The organism is Rhodoferax sp. RT4P68 (genome assembly GCF_056521305.1).
In genome coordinates this window covers 472,570-488,289 of record NZ_JBWMBB010000004.1, presented here as the reverse complement: position 1 = coordinate 488,289, position 15,720 = coordinate 472,570, and the positions used below count along the sequence as shown (strand labels likewise).

Here is a 15,720-nt window from a genome sequence, read left to right as displayed (position 1 = left end):
TCCAACCCGGCGGGCGCGGGCTATGACAGGTCGTTCTGCGCCGACTTGCCGCGCCCCTTCTTCACGTCCGCCCGCAGGCTCTTGCCCTCCAGCCGGCGCTGCTTGGACCCATACGTCGGCTTGGTCGCCCGCCGCGTCTTGGGCGGCGCGGCCACGCTGTTGACCAGCTCGTGCAGCCGGGTGAACGCGTCCAGCCGGTTCATCTCCTGCGTGCGGTGTTGCTGGGCCTTGAGCACCAGCACGCCGGCCTGCGTGATGCGGCTGTCGCGCAGGGCCAGCAGGCGTTCCTTCACCCCGTCGGGCAGGGAGGACGCCGGGATGTCGAAGCGCAGGTGGATCGCGCTGGAGACCTTGTTGACGTTCTGCCCGCCCGCGCCCTGCGCACGGATGGCCGTGGTCTCGACCTCGGCTTCGTCGATCTCGATGACCACGGGCACCGGCGTCACGCCAGCAGCTGCCGCAGCACGTACGGCAGGATGCCGCCGTGCCGGTAGTAGTCGACCTCGATCGGCGTGTCGATGCGCAGCAGCAGGTCGACTTCCTGTCGGCTGCCATCGGCGCGCGTGATGGTCATCTTCGCCGTGCTGCGCGGTGCCAGGTCGGCCTGCGGCACGATGTCGATCTGCTCGTCGCCGACCAGGCCCAGCGACTCCCAGCTCTCGCCGTGCTGGAACTGCAGCGGCAGCACACCCATGCCCACCAGGTTGCTGCGGTGGATGCGCTCAAAGCTGCGCGCCACCACGGCCTGGATGCCCAGCAGCTGCGTGCCCTTGGCCGCCCAGTCGCGGCTGGAGCCGGTGCCGTATTCCTCGCCCGCGAAGATCACGGTGGCGCGCTTCTCTGCGATGTAGCGCATGGCCGCGTCGTAGATGAACATCTTTTCAGCCGCACCGCCGTCTTCGGGCCGGTACAGCGTCACGCCGCCTTCCTCGCGCGAGCCATCGGCCCCGGGCGGAATCATCAGGTTCTTGATGCGCACGTTGGCAAAGGTGCCGCGCATCATCACGTCGTGGTTGCCGCGGCGTGCGCCATAGCTGTTGAAGTCGGCCTTCTGCACGCCATTCGCCTGCAGCCACAGGCCGGCTGGCGAACTGGCCTTGATCGAGCCGGCCGGCGAGATGTGGTCGGTGGTGATCGAATCACCGAACAGCGCCATGATGCGCGCGCCGCGCACCGCAACGGGCTCGCCCGCGGCCGGCGGGGCCATCGCAAAATCGGCGAAGAACGGCGGCTCGGCGATGTAGGTGCTCGCTGGCCAGGTGTAGGTGGCACCGGCCACGCCCAGCACCTTCTCCCACAGCTTGCCCGGCTCGGTCTTGACCTTGGCGTAGTTGGCGCGGAAGGCCTTGCCGTTCATGGCGTATTTCAGCAGCGCGTGCACCTCGTCGCTGGTCGGCCAGATGTCGCCCAGGTACACGTCTTTGCCGCCTTTGCCCTTGCCGACCGGCTCGGTCATCAAGTCCTTCAGCACCGTGCCTGCAATCGCGTAGGCCACCACCAGCGGCGGGCTGGCCAGGAAGTTGGCCTTCAGGTTGGGGTGGATGCGGGCCTCGAAGTTGCGGTTGCCCGAGAGCACGGCCGCGCACACCAGGTCGTTCTTGGTGATCACCTCGTTGAGTTCGGGGGTCAGGTCGCCAGCGTTGCCGATGCAGGTCGTGCAGCCATAGCCTGCCAGCGCAAAGCCCAGCTTGGCCAGGTAGGGCAAGAGGCCGGCCTCGGTCAGGTATTCGGTGACGATGCGCGAGCCCGGCGCCAGCGATGTCTTGATGTGCGGCTGCACCTTCAGGCCGGCTTCCACGGCCTTCTTTGCCAGCAGGCCGGCGGCCAGCAGCACGCTGGGGTTGGACGTGTTGGTGCAGCTCGTGATGGCGGCGATCAAGACGTCGCCATGGCCGATGCTGACATCGGACACGTTGGCCGGCTGTGCGGCGGCCTCGTGCTGGGCTGCGGCGAGCGTCGGCTTGTTGCCTTCCATCTCCATGAGCTGGCGCGCTGCGCCGCTGGGGGTGGGCGGGTTCTGCGGCACCTTGTCCAGCATTGGATCGTCGCTGCTGCGCACGTGGTGGCGGGTGTGCAGCACGGCGGCCTGCTGATTGAAGCCGTTTTCGGCGATGGGTTTGGCGAACAGGCTGGCGAACTGCGCGGCCACCTGGCCCAGTTCGATGCGGTCCTGCGGGCGCTTGGGCCCGGCCAGGCTGGGCGTGACGTCGCCCAGGTCGAGCTTGACCACCTGCGAGTAGTCGATCTCGCCCGCACGCGGCACGCCGAACAGGCCCTGCGCACGGAAGTAGGCCTCGAACGCCTCGATCTCGGCCTTGGTGCGGCCTGTGCCCTGGAAGTAGTCGATGGTCTTCTCATCCACCGGGAAGAAGCCCATCGTGGCGCCGTACTCGGGCGCCATGTTGGCAATCGTCGCGCGGTCGGGCAGGGCCAGCGTGCGCGTGCCCTCGCCGAAGAACTCGACGAACTTGCCCACCACCTTGTGGCGGCGCAGGATCTCGGTGACCGTCAGCACCAGATCGGTGGCCGTCACGCCTTCGCGCAGGTGGCCCGTCAGCTCGAAGCCCACCACGTCGGGCGTGAGGAAGTAGACCGGCTGGCCCAGCATGGCGGCTTCGGCCTCGATGCCGCCCACGCCCCAGGCCACGACGCCCACGCCGTTGATCATGGTGGTGTGGCTGTCGGTGCCGACCAGGCTGTCCGGGTAGGCGACGCCATCCTTGCCCAGGTGCACGCCGCGCGCCAGGTATTCCAGGTTGACCTGGTGCACGATGCCGAAGCCCGGCGGCACCACGCCGAAGGTCTTGAAGGCCTGCATGCCCCACTTCATGAACTCGTAGCGCTCGCGGTTGCGCTGGAACTCCAGCTTCATGTTCAGGTCCAGCGCGTCCTTGCGGCCGTAGTAGTCGACCATGATGGAGTGGTCGACCACCAGGTCCACCGGCACCAGTGGCTCGATGCGGCCGACGGGCTTGCCCAGCTTGGCGGCCACGCTGCGCATGGCGGCCAGGTCGGCCAGCAGCGGCACGCCGGTGAAGTCCTGCAGCACCACGCGTGCGACCACGAACGGGATCTCTTCGGTGCGCTCGGCATTCGGCGCCCAGTTCGCCAGCTGGCGCACGTTGTCTTCGGTCACGCGCTGGCCATCGCAGTGGCGCAGCACCGATTCGAGCACGATGCGCAGCGACACCGGCAGCCGGCTGACGTTGGGAAACGTCTTGGCCAGCGCGGGCAGCGAATAGAACTGCCCGGTCTTGCCGGAGGCGGTGGTGAAGGTCTTGCGGGTCTTGGCGAAGGCGTGGGGCATGCCGGAACTCCTGGTGAAAGGCAGGCTGCGGTGCATCGCCGCAGCGGTGGATACAGTGAGCGGCCATCCTACCTTCCGGCCATGATCGACGCCTCTGACTCCCGCGATATTCCCCTGCTGATCGGTTGCGACTTCAGCAGCAGCCCCAGCCGGCGCAAGCCGATCGTGCTGGCCATCGGCAAAGCGCTGGCCGGCCGCGTGGTGCTGCATCGGCTCGAGCGTTTCGACAAGTTGGCCGCGTTCGGTGACTGGCTGGCGCAGCCGGGCGACTGGGTCGGCGGCTTCGACCTGCCGTTCGGCCTGCCGCGTGAACTGGTGCAGGCCATGGGCTGGCCGCTGGATTGGGCAGCCTGCATGCGCCATGTCGCCAGCCTCTCACGTGCCGAGCTGCGCCAGCGGTTCATGGCGTTCTGCGCTGCGCGGCCGGCGGGCGGCAAGTTTGCCCACCGCGCCACCGACGGGCCAGCCGGCTCCAGCCCCTCAATGAAGTGGGTCAACCCGCCGGTCGCCTGGATGCTGCATGCCGGCGTGCCGCTGCTGCTGGGTGCGGGCGTGCACCTGCCAGGCTTGTCAGCTGGGGGCGACCGGCGCCGCGTGGCGCTGGAGGCCTACCCCGGCCTGCTGGCGCGCGAAGTGCTGGACGGTTGGGGCAGCGCCGCCGGCCTGCAGGGGCGCCGCAGCTACAAGAGCGATGACAAGGCCAGGCAGACCCCCGAGCGTTTGATTGCGCGCAAGGACCTGGTCACGGCGCTGGAGAACGGCCAGGGTCTGTACGGCCCGCTGCGCCTGGGCGTGCGACTGAAGCTGACGCATGCACAGCGCGATGCGCTGGTGGCCGATGCCAGTGGTGACGCGCTCGACGCTGTGCTGTGCCTGCTGCAGGCCGCATGGGCACAGAGCCGGCATGCGGCGGGGGATGCGCTGTACGGGCTGCCCGCAGACCTGGACCCGCTGGAGGGCTGGATCGTGACGGCACCGCGGGGGCGCTGAGCGCCGTATTCGCTAGGGATCCAGCGCAACTGCGCTGCGGCATTGCGCCGATTTGCGAAGAAGCCCGCTTGCAGAATCGGCAGCAGTCCGCCTCTTCACGCGGGCACCGCCAATGTCTGCACCCCGGCGTGCACGCCTGGCTCGACATCCTTTCCAGATGAACCCTGCCATGGCCACTTCCGCGTCCTCGCTGCTCGACCTCTTCACGCCCGCCCTCCACCAACACGGCCGCCTGCTGCAGATGCGCAGCAGCCTGCCCTGGCTGTCCCTGGTCCCCGAGCGCATGCGGCTGCGTGAAGCCCTGGGCCAGCCGTTCGAGATCTCGTTGCAGTGCCTGTCGCCTTCGGCGCATTTGCCGCTGGCCGACTTGCTGGGCGAGCAGGTGTCGCTGTGGCTGCTGCAGCCCGATGGCAGCGAGCGGCCCTGGCATGCCTATGTGCACCGCGCATCCCAGTTGGGCGCGGACGGCGGCCTGGCCCGCTACCAGTTGGAACTGCGCCCCTGGCTGAGCGCCCTGGGCCTGCGCCGCAACACGCGGATGTTCCATGATCTGAGCGTCGCCCAGATTCTGGAGACGGTCTTCGCCGACCACCATCCGTATGCGCACTGGCGCTTCGAGCTGGCCTCGCCCCTGCCGGTGCGCCCGCGCTGCACCCAGTACCGCGAGACCGACCTGGCCTTCCTGCACCGCCTGCTGGCCGAGGAGGGTTTGCTCTACCGCTTCGAGCACCTGGAGGGTTCGTTGGCAGCTGAGGCCGATGCCGCCGGCCATGCCCGCCACGTCCTGGTGATCTTCGATGCTGAGGCTGCCGTGCCTGCCCTCGGCCCGCTACGCTTCACCGGCCGCCACGTCACGGCCAACCTGCCCGGCCAGCGCGACAGCCTGACGGCGTTCATGGTCCAGCACCAGGTGCAGGCCAACGCCGTCACGCTGGGATCGTGGGACCACCAGCGCCTGTCTGGCCTGGCAGGGATCGACACCACCGCCCCGCTGGGCGCGCTGCCGGTGCTGGAGGTCTACGACGGCTCGGGGGCCATGCGCTATGCCGACCCTGCGGCCGCCCAGGCCGCCGCCGAGCGTGCCCTGGCCTCCCTGACGCTGGGCACCGTGCGCATCGAAGCCCAGGGCAGCGCCCGCCACCTGTCCGCTGGGTCCTCCTTCGATCTGGTCGAGCACCCCGATGCCGATGGCGCCTACACCGTGCTGGCCGTGGAACACCAGTGCGCCAACAACCTGGGCCCCGGCATCGCCGCGCTGCTGTCGGGTGGGAGTCTGGCGGGTGGGAACTTGGCGGGTGGGAACTCCCCCGATGCCGACCTGGAGCGCGGCAGCTACACCAACCACATCCACTGCGCCCCCACCGCCACCCCGCTGCGCCCACGCCACTGGCCGCGCCCGCTGGTGCTGGGCCTGCAGACCGCCACCGTCGTGGCCAGCACCCCCGCCAGGGGTGATGGTGGCGATGGCGATGTCGCCGTCGAGCTGGACCGCAACCACCGCGTGCACATCCGCTTCCCCTGGCAGGACGCCAGCGGGGACGCCCCGACGAACGCCGCCGGCACCTGGGTCCGCGTGGCCCTGCCCTGGGCGGGCGCCGACTGGGGCGCCGTGCTCCCCTTGCGCATCGGCGCCGAAGTGGCCGTCACCTTCGAGGACGGCGACATCGACCGTCCCTTCGTCATGGGCGCGCAGTACAACGGGCAGGACACGCCGCCGCTGGCCGCCGGTGTCGATTCGGGCATCGACCACCCCGGCGTCATCAGCGGCTGGCACAGCACGGCGCTGGACGGGGCCGGCTTCAACCAGTGGGTGCTGGACGACGCCACCGGCCAGCTGCGCCAGCGCCTGCACTGCAGCTGGACGGCGGCCGAACTCGGGCTGGGGCACCTGATCGCGCAGGACACCAGTGCCAAGCGTGGCGCCTGGCGCGGCACGGGCTTCGAGGCCAACACGCAAGGCTGGGCGGCGCTGCGGGCCGGGCAAGGGATGCTGCTGTCCACCACGGCGCGGGCCGGCACCTATGGCTCGGCCCAGGGCAACCAGATGGACGTGCCAGAAGCAGTCGCCCAACTGCAGGCCGCGCGTGACCTTGGCCAGCGGCTGTCCGGTGCCGCGCAGGCGGCAGGGGCGGCGCCACAGAGCGCGCACGACGATGGCCAGACCGTACCGAACCTGCTCACCCAGATCGACCCGGCCCAGCAAGGCAAGCTCGACGCCCCCCTGAACGGCCAGGACGCGCGCTACGACCCGGCCGGCGCACGCGAACCCACCACGCCCGTCCCCGCCTTCGCCCAGCCCATCCTGGTGCTGGACACCCCGGCCGCGCTGGCGCAACTGAGCGACGCCGGCATCGCCCAGTTCGCAGGCCAAGACCTGACGACGGTCGCCCAGGGCGACATCCACCTGGCCGCCGCCCACACTGCCTCGCAGGTCAGCGGCGCCACCACCAGCCTGTACACCCACCAGGGCGGCATCCAGGCCCGCGCCGCAGAAGGCCCCGTCTCCCTGCGCGCGCACACCGACACGCTCAGCCTGCTGGCCGACCAGGACATCCAGATCCTGAGCGTGGGCGACGAGATCACGATCCTCGCCAAGACCAGGATCGAGCTCACCGGCGGCGATTCCTCCATCGTGCTGGAGGGCGGCGACATCACCTTCACCACGCCGGGAACGTGGACGGCCAAGGGTGGGTTCAAGGAGTTTTTGGGTGGGGCGAATGAGGCGGCCGAGCTGACGCGGCTCCCCGACACGCGGGTCACCTTGTTCGATGAAGCGTTCCAGCTGCGGGACCCGGCCGGCGAAGCGCTCGGAGGTTTGCCCTTCAAGGTGACCGCCAGCGATGGCACGCAAAGCGGTGAAAGCGGTGTCGATGGCAGTACGACGCGCATCAGCACGCAAGCCGCCGAGAACCTGAAGTTCGAGCTGCGCTGGCACACGCTGCAGGCCTGAGCCGCATCAAATCACAAGAGAAAGCGTCGCATGGCCGATCCCACCACCGTCACTGTCGCCACCAACACCAAGCCCAACTCCTGCGTCGATGTGCGGTGCGACTGCCACACGATGTGGTCGATGGCCCAGCAGTTCAGCTATCTGCGGCTGAGCGACGAAAGCGCGCCGTTCACCGCCAAGCTGGTGGGGAACTACGCCGTCCGTGCGCGGCGGATTGCCGCCACCTATGCCCGCTTCTACCTGGAGCGGGAGGAGGGTGGCGATACTGCGCGCAAGGGACGCTTTTACTGGATGGCGTTGGGCGCATTCGCCAGCAAGACGGTGGCCTGCACACTGGAGACCTGGCAGGTGCGCACCCAGGCCGGCATGCTGTCTCAGAAGACCAAGGACAGCCTGGGTAAAGGCAACTTCTGGCTCTTCTGTGACATCAGCGGCTGGCACTGGTACTACTGCAAGTATCCGAAGACCTTCGACATGTGCCTGGACAGTCGCAATGCTGCCAACTACGTGCCTGCCGTCAAGCAGCAGGTGGCCAAACTGCCTTGGAGCGCGGATGCCTTGGGCAAGATCAATCAGCTGGCCGTTTCGCCGCACATCAAGACGGGGTTCGCGAAGGCGCGTGAGTTCGAGGCAGAGTCGGATCAGACTGAGCGGCGCGGGCACCAGCTCAAGCACCTGCTCGCCATCGCAGACCACGAGCAGCGTGTGATCCTGCAGCCGCTCATCTACGACGACAAGGATTTCGTGTACTGGCTGGAAGTGCAACGCAGCGCCTGGGTTCGTTGGGCGAGCCCGGGCTTGGAGCTGGTATTCGCCAGTGCTTGCAGTACCGAGAACGCGAGACTGAAGTCGGTCGCGCCGGAAGGCACGAAGTTGGAGGATGTGCGCAGCCGGATGAACTGGATCAACGCTGCTGCGATGCGTTTCCATGGACTCATGCAGACGGATCGGGTCTACATGGAACAGGAGCTATCTACGATCGCCGGGTGGGCCGGCACGTCAGATTCGAACTAGCTGACCAGTAGTCATGCTGATCAGGACCGCATTTCTCGCGTTGCTGCTATGCAGCGCTGCCTGTACCGAAGGCCCCAGCCCGCGCACAGCGCTGTCCCAAAGTACCACCAACACCACCATGACAACAAGCGTTTCCGTCAAACTGAGCGAGCCAGGCCCCGACTTCGCCAAGCGCTACGCAAGCATCGTTCGAGTGACGAATTCGACGCCAAACGTCGATCACTACTCGTTGGATTGGAGCCGCCCTCCGCGTGCGCGTGTACGTGTCGAACTGGGCGCCAAGTCCCTTGTCATCGACAACGTCTTCAGTGTCCTGACAATGCAGGAACTGGGAGCGTTGAAACACGAGGGACTGAAATCTTTCCACATCAACGCCGGCGTCACCGCTCCCGAGTTCATCTCGCACGACGAAGCCCGCCTGGCAGTCCATGCGATCTTGCGGCGCATCCTCGATGCAGGTTGGAAGCCCATCGTCTCGCGAAGCAGGCCGCGCCTCAGCGGCCAAGCCCGGCTTGACTACTGCCTGAACGTGTCCGACTCCATGGGCCTGGACCCCCGACACGTACCGACCTTCACCGACTGGATGCGCATCCCCACCCGCACCGCCTGGAATTTCTACGCCGACGGCGTGTACCTGGATGTGAGCTTCACGCGCGAGCCCTCCTACACCGACCCGGCCCAGCCCGGCGCCTATCTGCTGACGTTCGACCTGCAGACCGAGACGGAGTACTTTCGCGGCTACGCCGGCCCGGACCACCGGCTCAACTGGAAGCCCTTCGTGCAGGCAGAGCTGGACAAGGCGGCGGCTCGGCGTGCGGGCAGAGAAGCCGAATTGACCGCGCAGGGCGTGCCCATCGACACGTCCTACCGCGACCCACCCGTTCCGCCGCTGCAGTAGCGCGCGCCAAGCCCGTTGGCCGCGCTGCGCGCCAGCGCCCTCAAAGCCCCGTATCGGACCGCGAGATGATCGACTCGTCCAGCTTGCGCGCCAACTCCGACACGGCCAGCGCCGCCGGGCAGCCGGGAATGCTGGTCATCAGCAGTTGGCGCCGCATGACGGCCTCACGCACGGCCGGGTCGGCCGGGATGTCGCCGACGTGGATCAGCCGCACCGAGCGGCCGGTCTCGGTGGTGACGAAGCGGTCCAGCACCTGCTGCAGCTGCGTGGTGATGGCGCGGCCATCTCCGGGGCGTGCGGTCTGGTTGATGATCATGCGCACGTGCTGGCGCTTGTGCTGCATGGCCAGCACCTTGATGGCGGCATAGGCGTCGGTCAGTGAGGTCGGTTCGGGCGTGGCCACCACCAGCACCTCGGAGGCCAGAGACACGGCGAAAAGCACCACATCGGAGATGCCGGCGCCGGTGTCCAGCAGCAGCACGTCGTAGCGTGGCGTCAAGCTGCGGATGACGGCCAGGAACTCATCGCGCACTTCGGGCGTGAGGCGCGAATACTCGACCATGCCCGAGCCTGCCAGCAGCACCGAGAAGCCGCCCGGCGCCTTGACGATGGCCTCGTCCAGCGATGCCTTGCCGGTGAACACATCGTGCAGCGTGATCTTGGGGTGCAGGTTCAGCACCACGTCCAGATTGGCCAGGCCCAGGTCGGCATCGAGCACCAGCACACGCTGGCCCCGCTTGGCCAGGGCGGCGGCCAGGTTGGCGGAGATGAAGGTTTTGCCCACCCCGCCTTTGCCGCTGGTGACCGCGAGCACCTTGGCGCTCGGCCCAGCCACCGCAGCAGTGGGCTTGAAGACGTCACTCATCATGTACCTCTTACACGGCGCCGCTGGGAGCGGCGCCGGAACTCATGTCCACCCAGGCCGGATCGGGCGCCGACAGGTGTCCGAACAGCAAATGTTTCTCCTCCGCACTCACGGTGCTGATGGGCTGACCTTCCAGGCAGAGCCGGTTGCGTCCACCGGTCTTGGCCTCATAGAGTTGCTGGTCCGCCCGGTCGGTCCACAGCGTGGTCGTCGAGCGGATCCACTGCAGCGCGAACGCGCCACCGATGCTCACCGTCACGCGCAGATCCACCGAGGGCGAGAGCTGGATCGGCGTGGACTCGATGGTGCGGCGAATGCGTTCGGCCACCGCCTCGCCAAAGGCCGGCTGACAGCTGGGCAGCACGATGGCAAATTCCTCACCACCATAGCGCGCCAGCGTGTCCATCGGCCGGATGCAGCTGGTCAGCGCCTTGGCCACGGCCTGTAGCACCTGGTCACCGGCCAGGTGGCCATAGGTATCGTTGACCGCTTTGAAATGGTCGATGTCCAGCATCAGCAGCAGCGCGGCCTCGCCGGAGCGGGCGACGCGGTCGATCTCCGCCTCCAGCTCCGCGGTCAGCAGGCGCCGATTCGCCAGCCCGGTCAGCGGGTCCTTGAGCGACAGTTCCTGCAACCCGTCGATCACCGCTTGCAGAAAGGCAGTGGGGTTGCGCTCCGCTTCCTGAAGGTCCGGGTCCGGACCTCGCCCGAGCAACGCATAAGCGGAGTCCAGCCTCAGCTCACGCAGGTCTACCAGGGGAACAGGGGCCGGATTTGTCACGAAGTTGCAGCTAATGACTACGTATACAGTTTAGCAGTCCGGACCATTGAAAGGGCACGTTCGCGGTCGCCGCGAAGGGTGGATCAGCGTTGCCTTGTCGGGGTACTTCACGCTGTGCTCGCCAGTCGCTGCAGCGCCACCAGGGCCTCGGCGTCGGTGCGGTACATCTGCAGCAGCGGCTCGGGCGGTGCTTGGCGGTCGGGCAGTTCGCCGGCGCGTTGCAGCACCGACTCCACAGGCAGTTTGATGCCCGCGATGTGCAGCGTGATGCCGCGCGCGCGCAGGCCGGCGCGCAACTGACCGAACATTTCGGCGCCGGTCGCATCGATGTGGTTGATCGATTGCGCAAAGATGCAGACGTGCTGGACCTCGGGGTTCGCGCCCAGGTGCTCCAGGATGTTGCGCTCGAACGCGCTGGCCGAGGCGAAGTCCAGCCCGCCGTCCATGCGCAGCGCGTACAACCCTGGCGCCAGCGGCGGCAGGTGCCACAGGTGGCGGTCGCGCAGGCTGCCATCCGGGTGCAGGCCAATCTCAATGATGCGCGGGTGCAGGCGCAGGTAGAGAAAGTGCGACAGGCTCATCAGCAGCCCGGCGATCACGCCCCAATGCAGCGCGGGCGCCGACAGCACGGTGACGATGAAGGTGACGCCAGCCGTCACCGCCTCGACGCGCGACACCCGCCACAGCCGCGTGAAGCTTGCGGGCTTCAGCAGCGTGTAGATGGACGCCACCACCACCGCCGCCAGCACCGATTGCGGTACATGGTGCAGCATCGGCATCAGCCACAGCAGCGCGACCAGCACTACGCCCACCGAGAAGATGGTGGCCCAGGCCGTTTTCGCGCCGGCGTACAGATTCAGCGCCGAGCGCGAAAACGAAGAGCTGGTGGGAAACGCGCCGCACAGGCCCGAGGCCAGCTTGGCCAGGCCCTGGCCGATCAGGTCCTGGTCCTGGTTCCAGCGCTGGCCGCCGCGCTGGCTGTCCACCTTGGCGCTGGAGGCGGTCTCCAGAAAACTGATCAGCGTGATGACCAGCGCCGGCACCAACAGCTGGCCGAACGCGGCCCAGCCCGGAAAGCGCGGCCAGTACAAGCTGGGCAGGCCAGCCGGTAGCGCCCCGACCACACGGGTGCCCGCCGCTTCCAGGCCGAACAGGTAGCTGCCGCCCGATGCCAACAGCACCACCAGCACCACCGCCGGCAGGCGTGGCGACAAGCGCTTGGAGAGCACCAGCAGCACCAGCGCCGCCAGGCCGGCCAGCGCGGCCAGCGGGTCGATGCTCTCGACGCCCTGCACCTGCGAAAAGCTGCCACGCAGGCCCAGCATGGCCGGCAGTTGCGACAGCAGGATCAAAAGCGCCGCCGCCTGCGTGAAGCCCATCAGCACCGGCGCGCTGACCAGGTTGAGCAGCCAGCCGAAACGCGCCAGCCCCAGCACGACCTGCAACAAGCCGGACAGCAGCGCCAGCCAGACCGCCAAGTCCACCCATTCCCGGCTGCCCGGTGTGGCCATGCCGAGCAAGGACGAGCCGACCAGCAAAGCGCTGAGCGCCGTCGGCCCGACCGACAGGCGGGCCGACGCGCTGAACAACACCGCGATGAGCGCCGGCAACACCGACGCATAGATGCCCGTCACCAGTGGCATGCCGGCGAGCCCGGCGTAGGCCACGGCCTGGGGCAGCATCATCAGGCCGACGGTGAGGCCGGCCAGCATCTCGCCCTGCAGCAGGGCGCGGTCCGGCCGCGGCCAGGACAGGAACGGGAACAGGCGGCGCCAGGGCGCTGGCACGGGCGAGGGTTGGGGCATGATGGGTGCGGCCCGCTCCTCCCGGGCCGCGCAGATTCTCCCATCGTCCCCTTGCCCACCCCGACCCCCGCCGCCACGCCGCCCGCCCCTGTGCCACGCCCGCGCACGGCCGCCGCCTGGATGCGCGGGCGCGGCTGGAAGTCGTTCACGTTCCAGCGCTCGGTATGGGCCGAGGTGGCCGCTGGCCGCTCGGGTCTGCTGCACGCTACCACCGGCTCGGGCAAGACCTACGCGGTCTGGCTCGGCATGCTGCAGGCACTGCTCAAGACGCAGGACGCGGGCCGCGCGCCACCGCTCACGGTGCTGTGGATCACGCCGATGCGCGCGCTGGCGGCCGACACGCTGCGGGCGTTGGCCGCGCCGCTGGCCGACATGGCGCCGGCGTGGACGCTGGGCGCGCGCAGCGGCGACACGGCGTCGGCCGAGCGCGCACGGCAGGACCGGCGCATGCCCAGCGTGTTGATCACCACGCCCGAATCGCTCAGTTTGTTCCTGGCGCGCGAGAACGCGCCGCACGAGCTGCGCGGCGTGCGCTATGTGGTGGTGGACGAATGGCATGAGCTGATGGCCAGCAAGCGCGGCGTGCAGGTGCAGCTGGGGTTGGCGCGGCTGCGCACGCTGGCGGCGCAGCCACCGTTGGTCTGGGGCCTGTCGGCCACGCTGGGCAACCTGGAAGAGGCCATGCAGGTGCTGTGCGGCGACGGCGCCAGCCTGGTGCAGGGCCGACAGGACAAGAAGCTGGTGATCGACTGCCTGATCCCGCCGGACCCGGGGCGCTATTCGTGGGCCGGCCACCTGGGCAAACGCATGCGCGATGCCGTGGTGCAGGAGATCGAGGGCACCAGCGGCAGCACCTTGGTGTTCACCAACGTGCGCTCGCAGGCAGAGGCCTGGTACCAGATGCTGCTGGAGAGCCGGCCGGAGTGGGCGGGCCAGATCGCGCTGCACCACGGCAGCCTGGATGCCGAAGTGCGGGGCTGGGTCGAGCGGGCGTTGAAAGAAGGCAGCCTGCGTGCCGTGGTCGCCACCTCGTCGCTGGACCTGGGCGTCGATTTCCTGCCGGTCGAGCGCGTGCTGCAGATCGGCTCGGCCAAGGGCGTGGCGCGGCTGCTGCAGCGCGCCGGCCGCAGCGGCCACGCGCCGGGCCGCGTCAGCCGCGTGACGCTGGTGGCCACCAACACCATGGAGCTGGTCGAGGCCGCCGCCGTGCGCCGCGCCGCGCGTGCAGGCCGCATTGAACGCCGTGTGCCGCCCGAGCGCCCGCTGGATGTGCTGGTACAGCACCTGGTGACCGTGGCGCTGGGCGGCGGCTTTCAACCTGAGGCGCTGTACGCGGAGCTGCGCAGCGCGCACGCCTACCGCAACCTGACGCCCGATGAGTTCGACTGGGCGCTGGCCTTCTGCGAACGCGGCGGGCTGAGCCTTGGGGCCTACCCCGACTACCACCGCATCGTGCGCGACGAGGAGGGCGTCTACCGCGTGCCTGACCGCGGCATCGCCCGGCGCCACCGCATGTCGATCGGCACCATCGTCAGCGACGCGAGCGTGCAGGTGAAGTACCTCAGCAACGCACGCATCGGCAGCATCGAAGAGGGCTTCATCGCCCGTCTGCGCAAGGGTGACTGCTTCTACTTTGCCGGCCGCCTGCTCGAATTCGTGCGCGTGCATGAGATGGCCGCCTATGTGCGCAAGCCCGAGAAGAAGACGCGCGGCACCATCGTCAGCTGGCAGGGCAGCAAGATGCCGCTGTCCACCGAGCTGGCCGACGCCGTACTGGAGATGCTGGAGCAGGCCGCAGAGGGCCGCTACCCCGACCCGGAGCTGCGCGCCGCGCGCCCCATGCTGCAGACGCAGATCGCACTGTCGCACCTGCCCACGCCGCAGACGCTGCTGATCGAGCAGTACCGCTCGCGCGAGGGCTACCACCTGTTTGTCTACCCGTTCGCGGGCCGCAACGTGCATCTGGGGCTGGGCAGCCTGGTGGCCTGGCGGCTGGCTCGCGAGGCGCCCAATACGTTCAGCATCGCCTTCAATGACTACGGCTTCGAGCTGCTGAGCACGCAGGAGGTCGACGTCACGCCGCTGTTGGACGGCAGCGTGCTGGCGCCGGGCGACCTGTTGGGCGACGTGCTGGCGTCGCTGAACGCCTCCGAGCTGGCGCGGCGGCGCTTTCGCGAGATCGCGCGTGTGGCCGGGTTGGTGTTCTCCGGTTACCCGGGCGCGCCGCGCAGCCTGCGGCAACTGCAGGCTTCCAGCGGGCTGTTCTTCGAGGTGTTCCGCCAGCACGACCCGGACAACCTGTTGCTGCACCAGGCCCAGCGCGAGGTACTCAGCCAGGAGCTGGAGATCGGCCGCCTGCAGGACAGCCTGGCCGCCATCGCCGCGCGCCGGCTGGACGCCGTGGTGCTGCGCCACCCCAGCCCGCTCAGCCTGCCGCTGATGGTCGAGCGGTTTCGCGAGACGCTGTCGACCGAGGCGCTGCAGGCCCGGCTGGACCGCATCCTCGCGGCGGCCGACGATGACTTGAAGAAAGCTTCTGCGTGAAGAGCGTGTGGTGCGCCCTGGCGTTGCTTGCCACGGCCGTGTCGGTGTTTGCAGCGCCGCCCGCGCCGTGGAGCGGCGTGGTCAGCCGCGTGACCGATGGCGACACCGTGTGGGTGCGGCCCGACGCGGGCGGGCGGCCGCGCAAGGTACGCATCACCGGCATCGACGCGCCCGAGATCTGCCAGCCGCACGGGGCCGAGGCCCGCGCCGCGCTGCAGCGCATCGTGCAGCGCGAGCGCGTGACGGTCGAGACTCTGGCCATCGACGACTACCGGCGGCCGCTGGTGCGCCTGTCCCACCAGGGCCAGGACATGGCGCGCTGGATGGTGCTGCAGGGCCACGCCTGGTCGTACCGCTACCGGCAGAACCCTGGGCCCTATGCTCGTGAAGAGGCGCAGGCCCGACAGGCGCGGCGCGGGTTGTTTGCGAACGCGGCCCCGGAGCGACCGTACGACTTTCGCCGCCGCCACGGCAGCTGCCGCCAGCAGCCACCGCCAAACGCGCACCGTGCGGGGCGCAACGATGGGCGCGATCCGGACCGCGTTGCGGTGCGCGACTAGGTGCGC

11 protein-coding genes are annotated in these 15,720 nt (G+C 68.8%); 6 read left to right on the top strand and 5 right to left on the bottom strand.

The annotated features are described in order from the left end of the window. Nucleotides 1–20: 20 nt before the first annotated feature. Nucleotides 21–446, bottom strand: coding sequence for an alternative ribosome rescue aminoacyl-tRNA hydrolase ArfB (arfB, locus tag AC099J_RS11590; protein ID WP_479615386.1), 426 nt, complete (start codon nt 444–446; stop codon nt 21–23). Next, nucleotides 443–3,307 carry an aconitate hydratase gene (locus AC099J_RS11585; protein WP_479615385.1) on the bottom strand — a complete coding sequence of 955 codons (2,865 nt, stop codon included), beginning with the start codon at nt 3,305–3,307 and terminating at the stop codon, nt 443–445. Before AC099J_RS11585 ends, arfB begins: the two co-directional genes overlap by 4 nt. 81 nt (nt 3,308–3,388) lie before the next feature. On the opposite strand from AC099J_RS11585, the gene AC099J_RS11580 reads away from it, so the two are divergent. The 4 genes from AC099J_RS11580 (at nt 3,389) to AC099J_RS11565 (ending at nt 9,159) form a co-directional block, all read left to right on the top strand. Continuing rightward, nucleotides 3,389–4,297: a DUF429 domain-containing protein gene (locus AC099J_RS11580; protein WP_479615384.1), complete on the top strand. Its 909-nt coding sequence runs from the start codon at nt 3,389–3,391 to the stop codon at nt 4,295–4,297. A gap of 169 nt (nt 4,298–4,466) precedes the next feature. Beyond that, a complete protein-coding gene (locus AC099J_RS11575) occupies nt 4,467–7,247 on the top strand; it encodes a type VI secretion system Vgr family protein (protein ID WP_479615383.1) in 2,781 nt (926 codons plus the stop codon). Between the two features lie 30 nt (nt 7,248–7,277). Further along, nucleotides 7,278–8,261 (top strand): DUF2515 family protein, encoded by a 984-nt coding sequence (locus AC099J_RS11570; RefSeq protein WP_479615382.1) that lies wholly within the window; start codon nt 7,278–7,280, stop codon nt 8,259–8,261. Nucleotides 8,262–8,274: 13 nt separating this feature from the next. Beyond that, nucleotides 8,275–9,159: a hypothetical protein gene (locus AC099J_RS11565; RefSeq protein WP_479615381.1), complete on the top strand. Its 885-nt coding sequence runs from the start codon at nt 8,275–8,277 to the stop codon at nt 9,157–9,159. Nucleotides 9,160–9,199: 40 nt separating this feature from the next. Here AC099J_RS11565 and AC099J_RS11560 read toward each other — a convergent pair whose 3' ends face one another. The 3 genes from AC099J_RS11560 to AC099J_RS11550 all read right to left on the bottom strand — a co-directional run bounded on the left by AC099J_RS11560 (nt 9,200) and on the right by AC099J_RS11550 (nt 12,610). After that, entirely contained in the window at nt 9,200–10,024 is an 825-nt protein-coding gene (locus tag AC099J_RS11560; protein ID WP_479615380.1) for a MinD/ParA family protein, read from the bottom strand. Nucleotides 10,025–10,034: 10 nt separating this feature from the next. Further along, a complete protein-coding gene (locus AC099J_RS11555; protein WP_479615379.1) occupies nt 10,035–10,805 on the bottom strand; it encodes a GGDEF domain-containing protein in 771 nt (256 codons plus the stop codon). Nucleotides 10,806–10,912: 107 nt separating this feature from the next. Further along, a complete protein-coding gene (locus AC099J_RS11550) occupies nt 10,913–12,610 on the bottom strand; it encodes a SulP family inorganic anion transporter (RefSeq protein WP_479615378.1) in 1,698 nt (565 codons plus the stop codon). 120 nt (nt 12,611–12,730) lie between these two features. Between AC099J_RS11550 and AC099J_RS11545 the strand changes: the two genes are divergently transcribed. Together AC099J_RS11545 and AC099J_RS11540 are read left to right on the top strand one after the other, a co-directional pair. Beyond that, nucleotides 12,731–15,154, top strand: a complete 2,424-nt coding sequence (locus AC099J_RS11545; protein ID WP_479615477.1) for a ligase-associated DNA damage response DEXH box helicase — start codon at nt 12,731–12,733, stop codon at nt 15,152–15,154. Next, nucleotides 15,151–15,714: a thermonuclease family protein gene (locus tag AC099J_RS11540; protein WP_479615377.1), complete on the top strand. Its 564-nt coding sequence runs from the start codon at nt 15,151–15,153 to the stop codon at nt 15,712–15,714. Before AC099J_RS11545 ends, AC099J_RS11540 begins: the two co-directional genes overlap by 4 nt. The last annotated feature ends 6 nt before the right edge of the window (nt 15,715–15,720 follow it).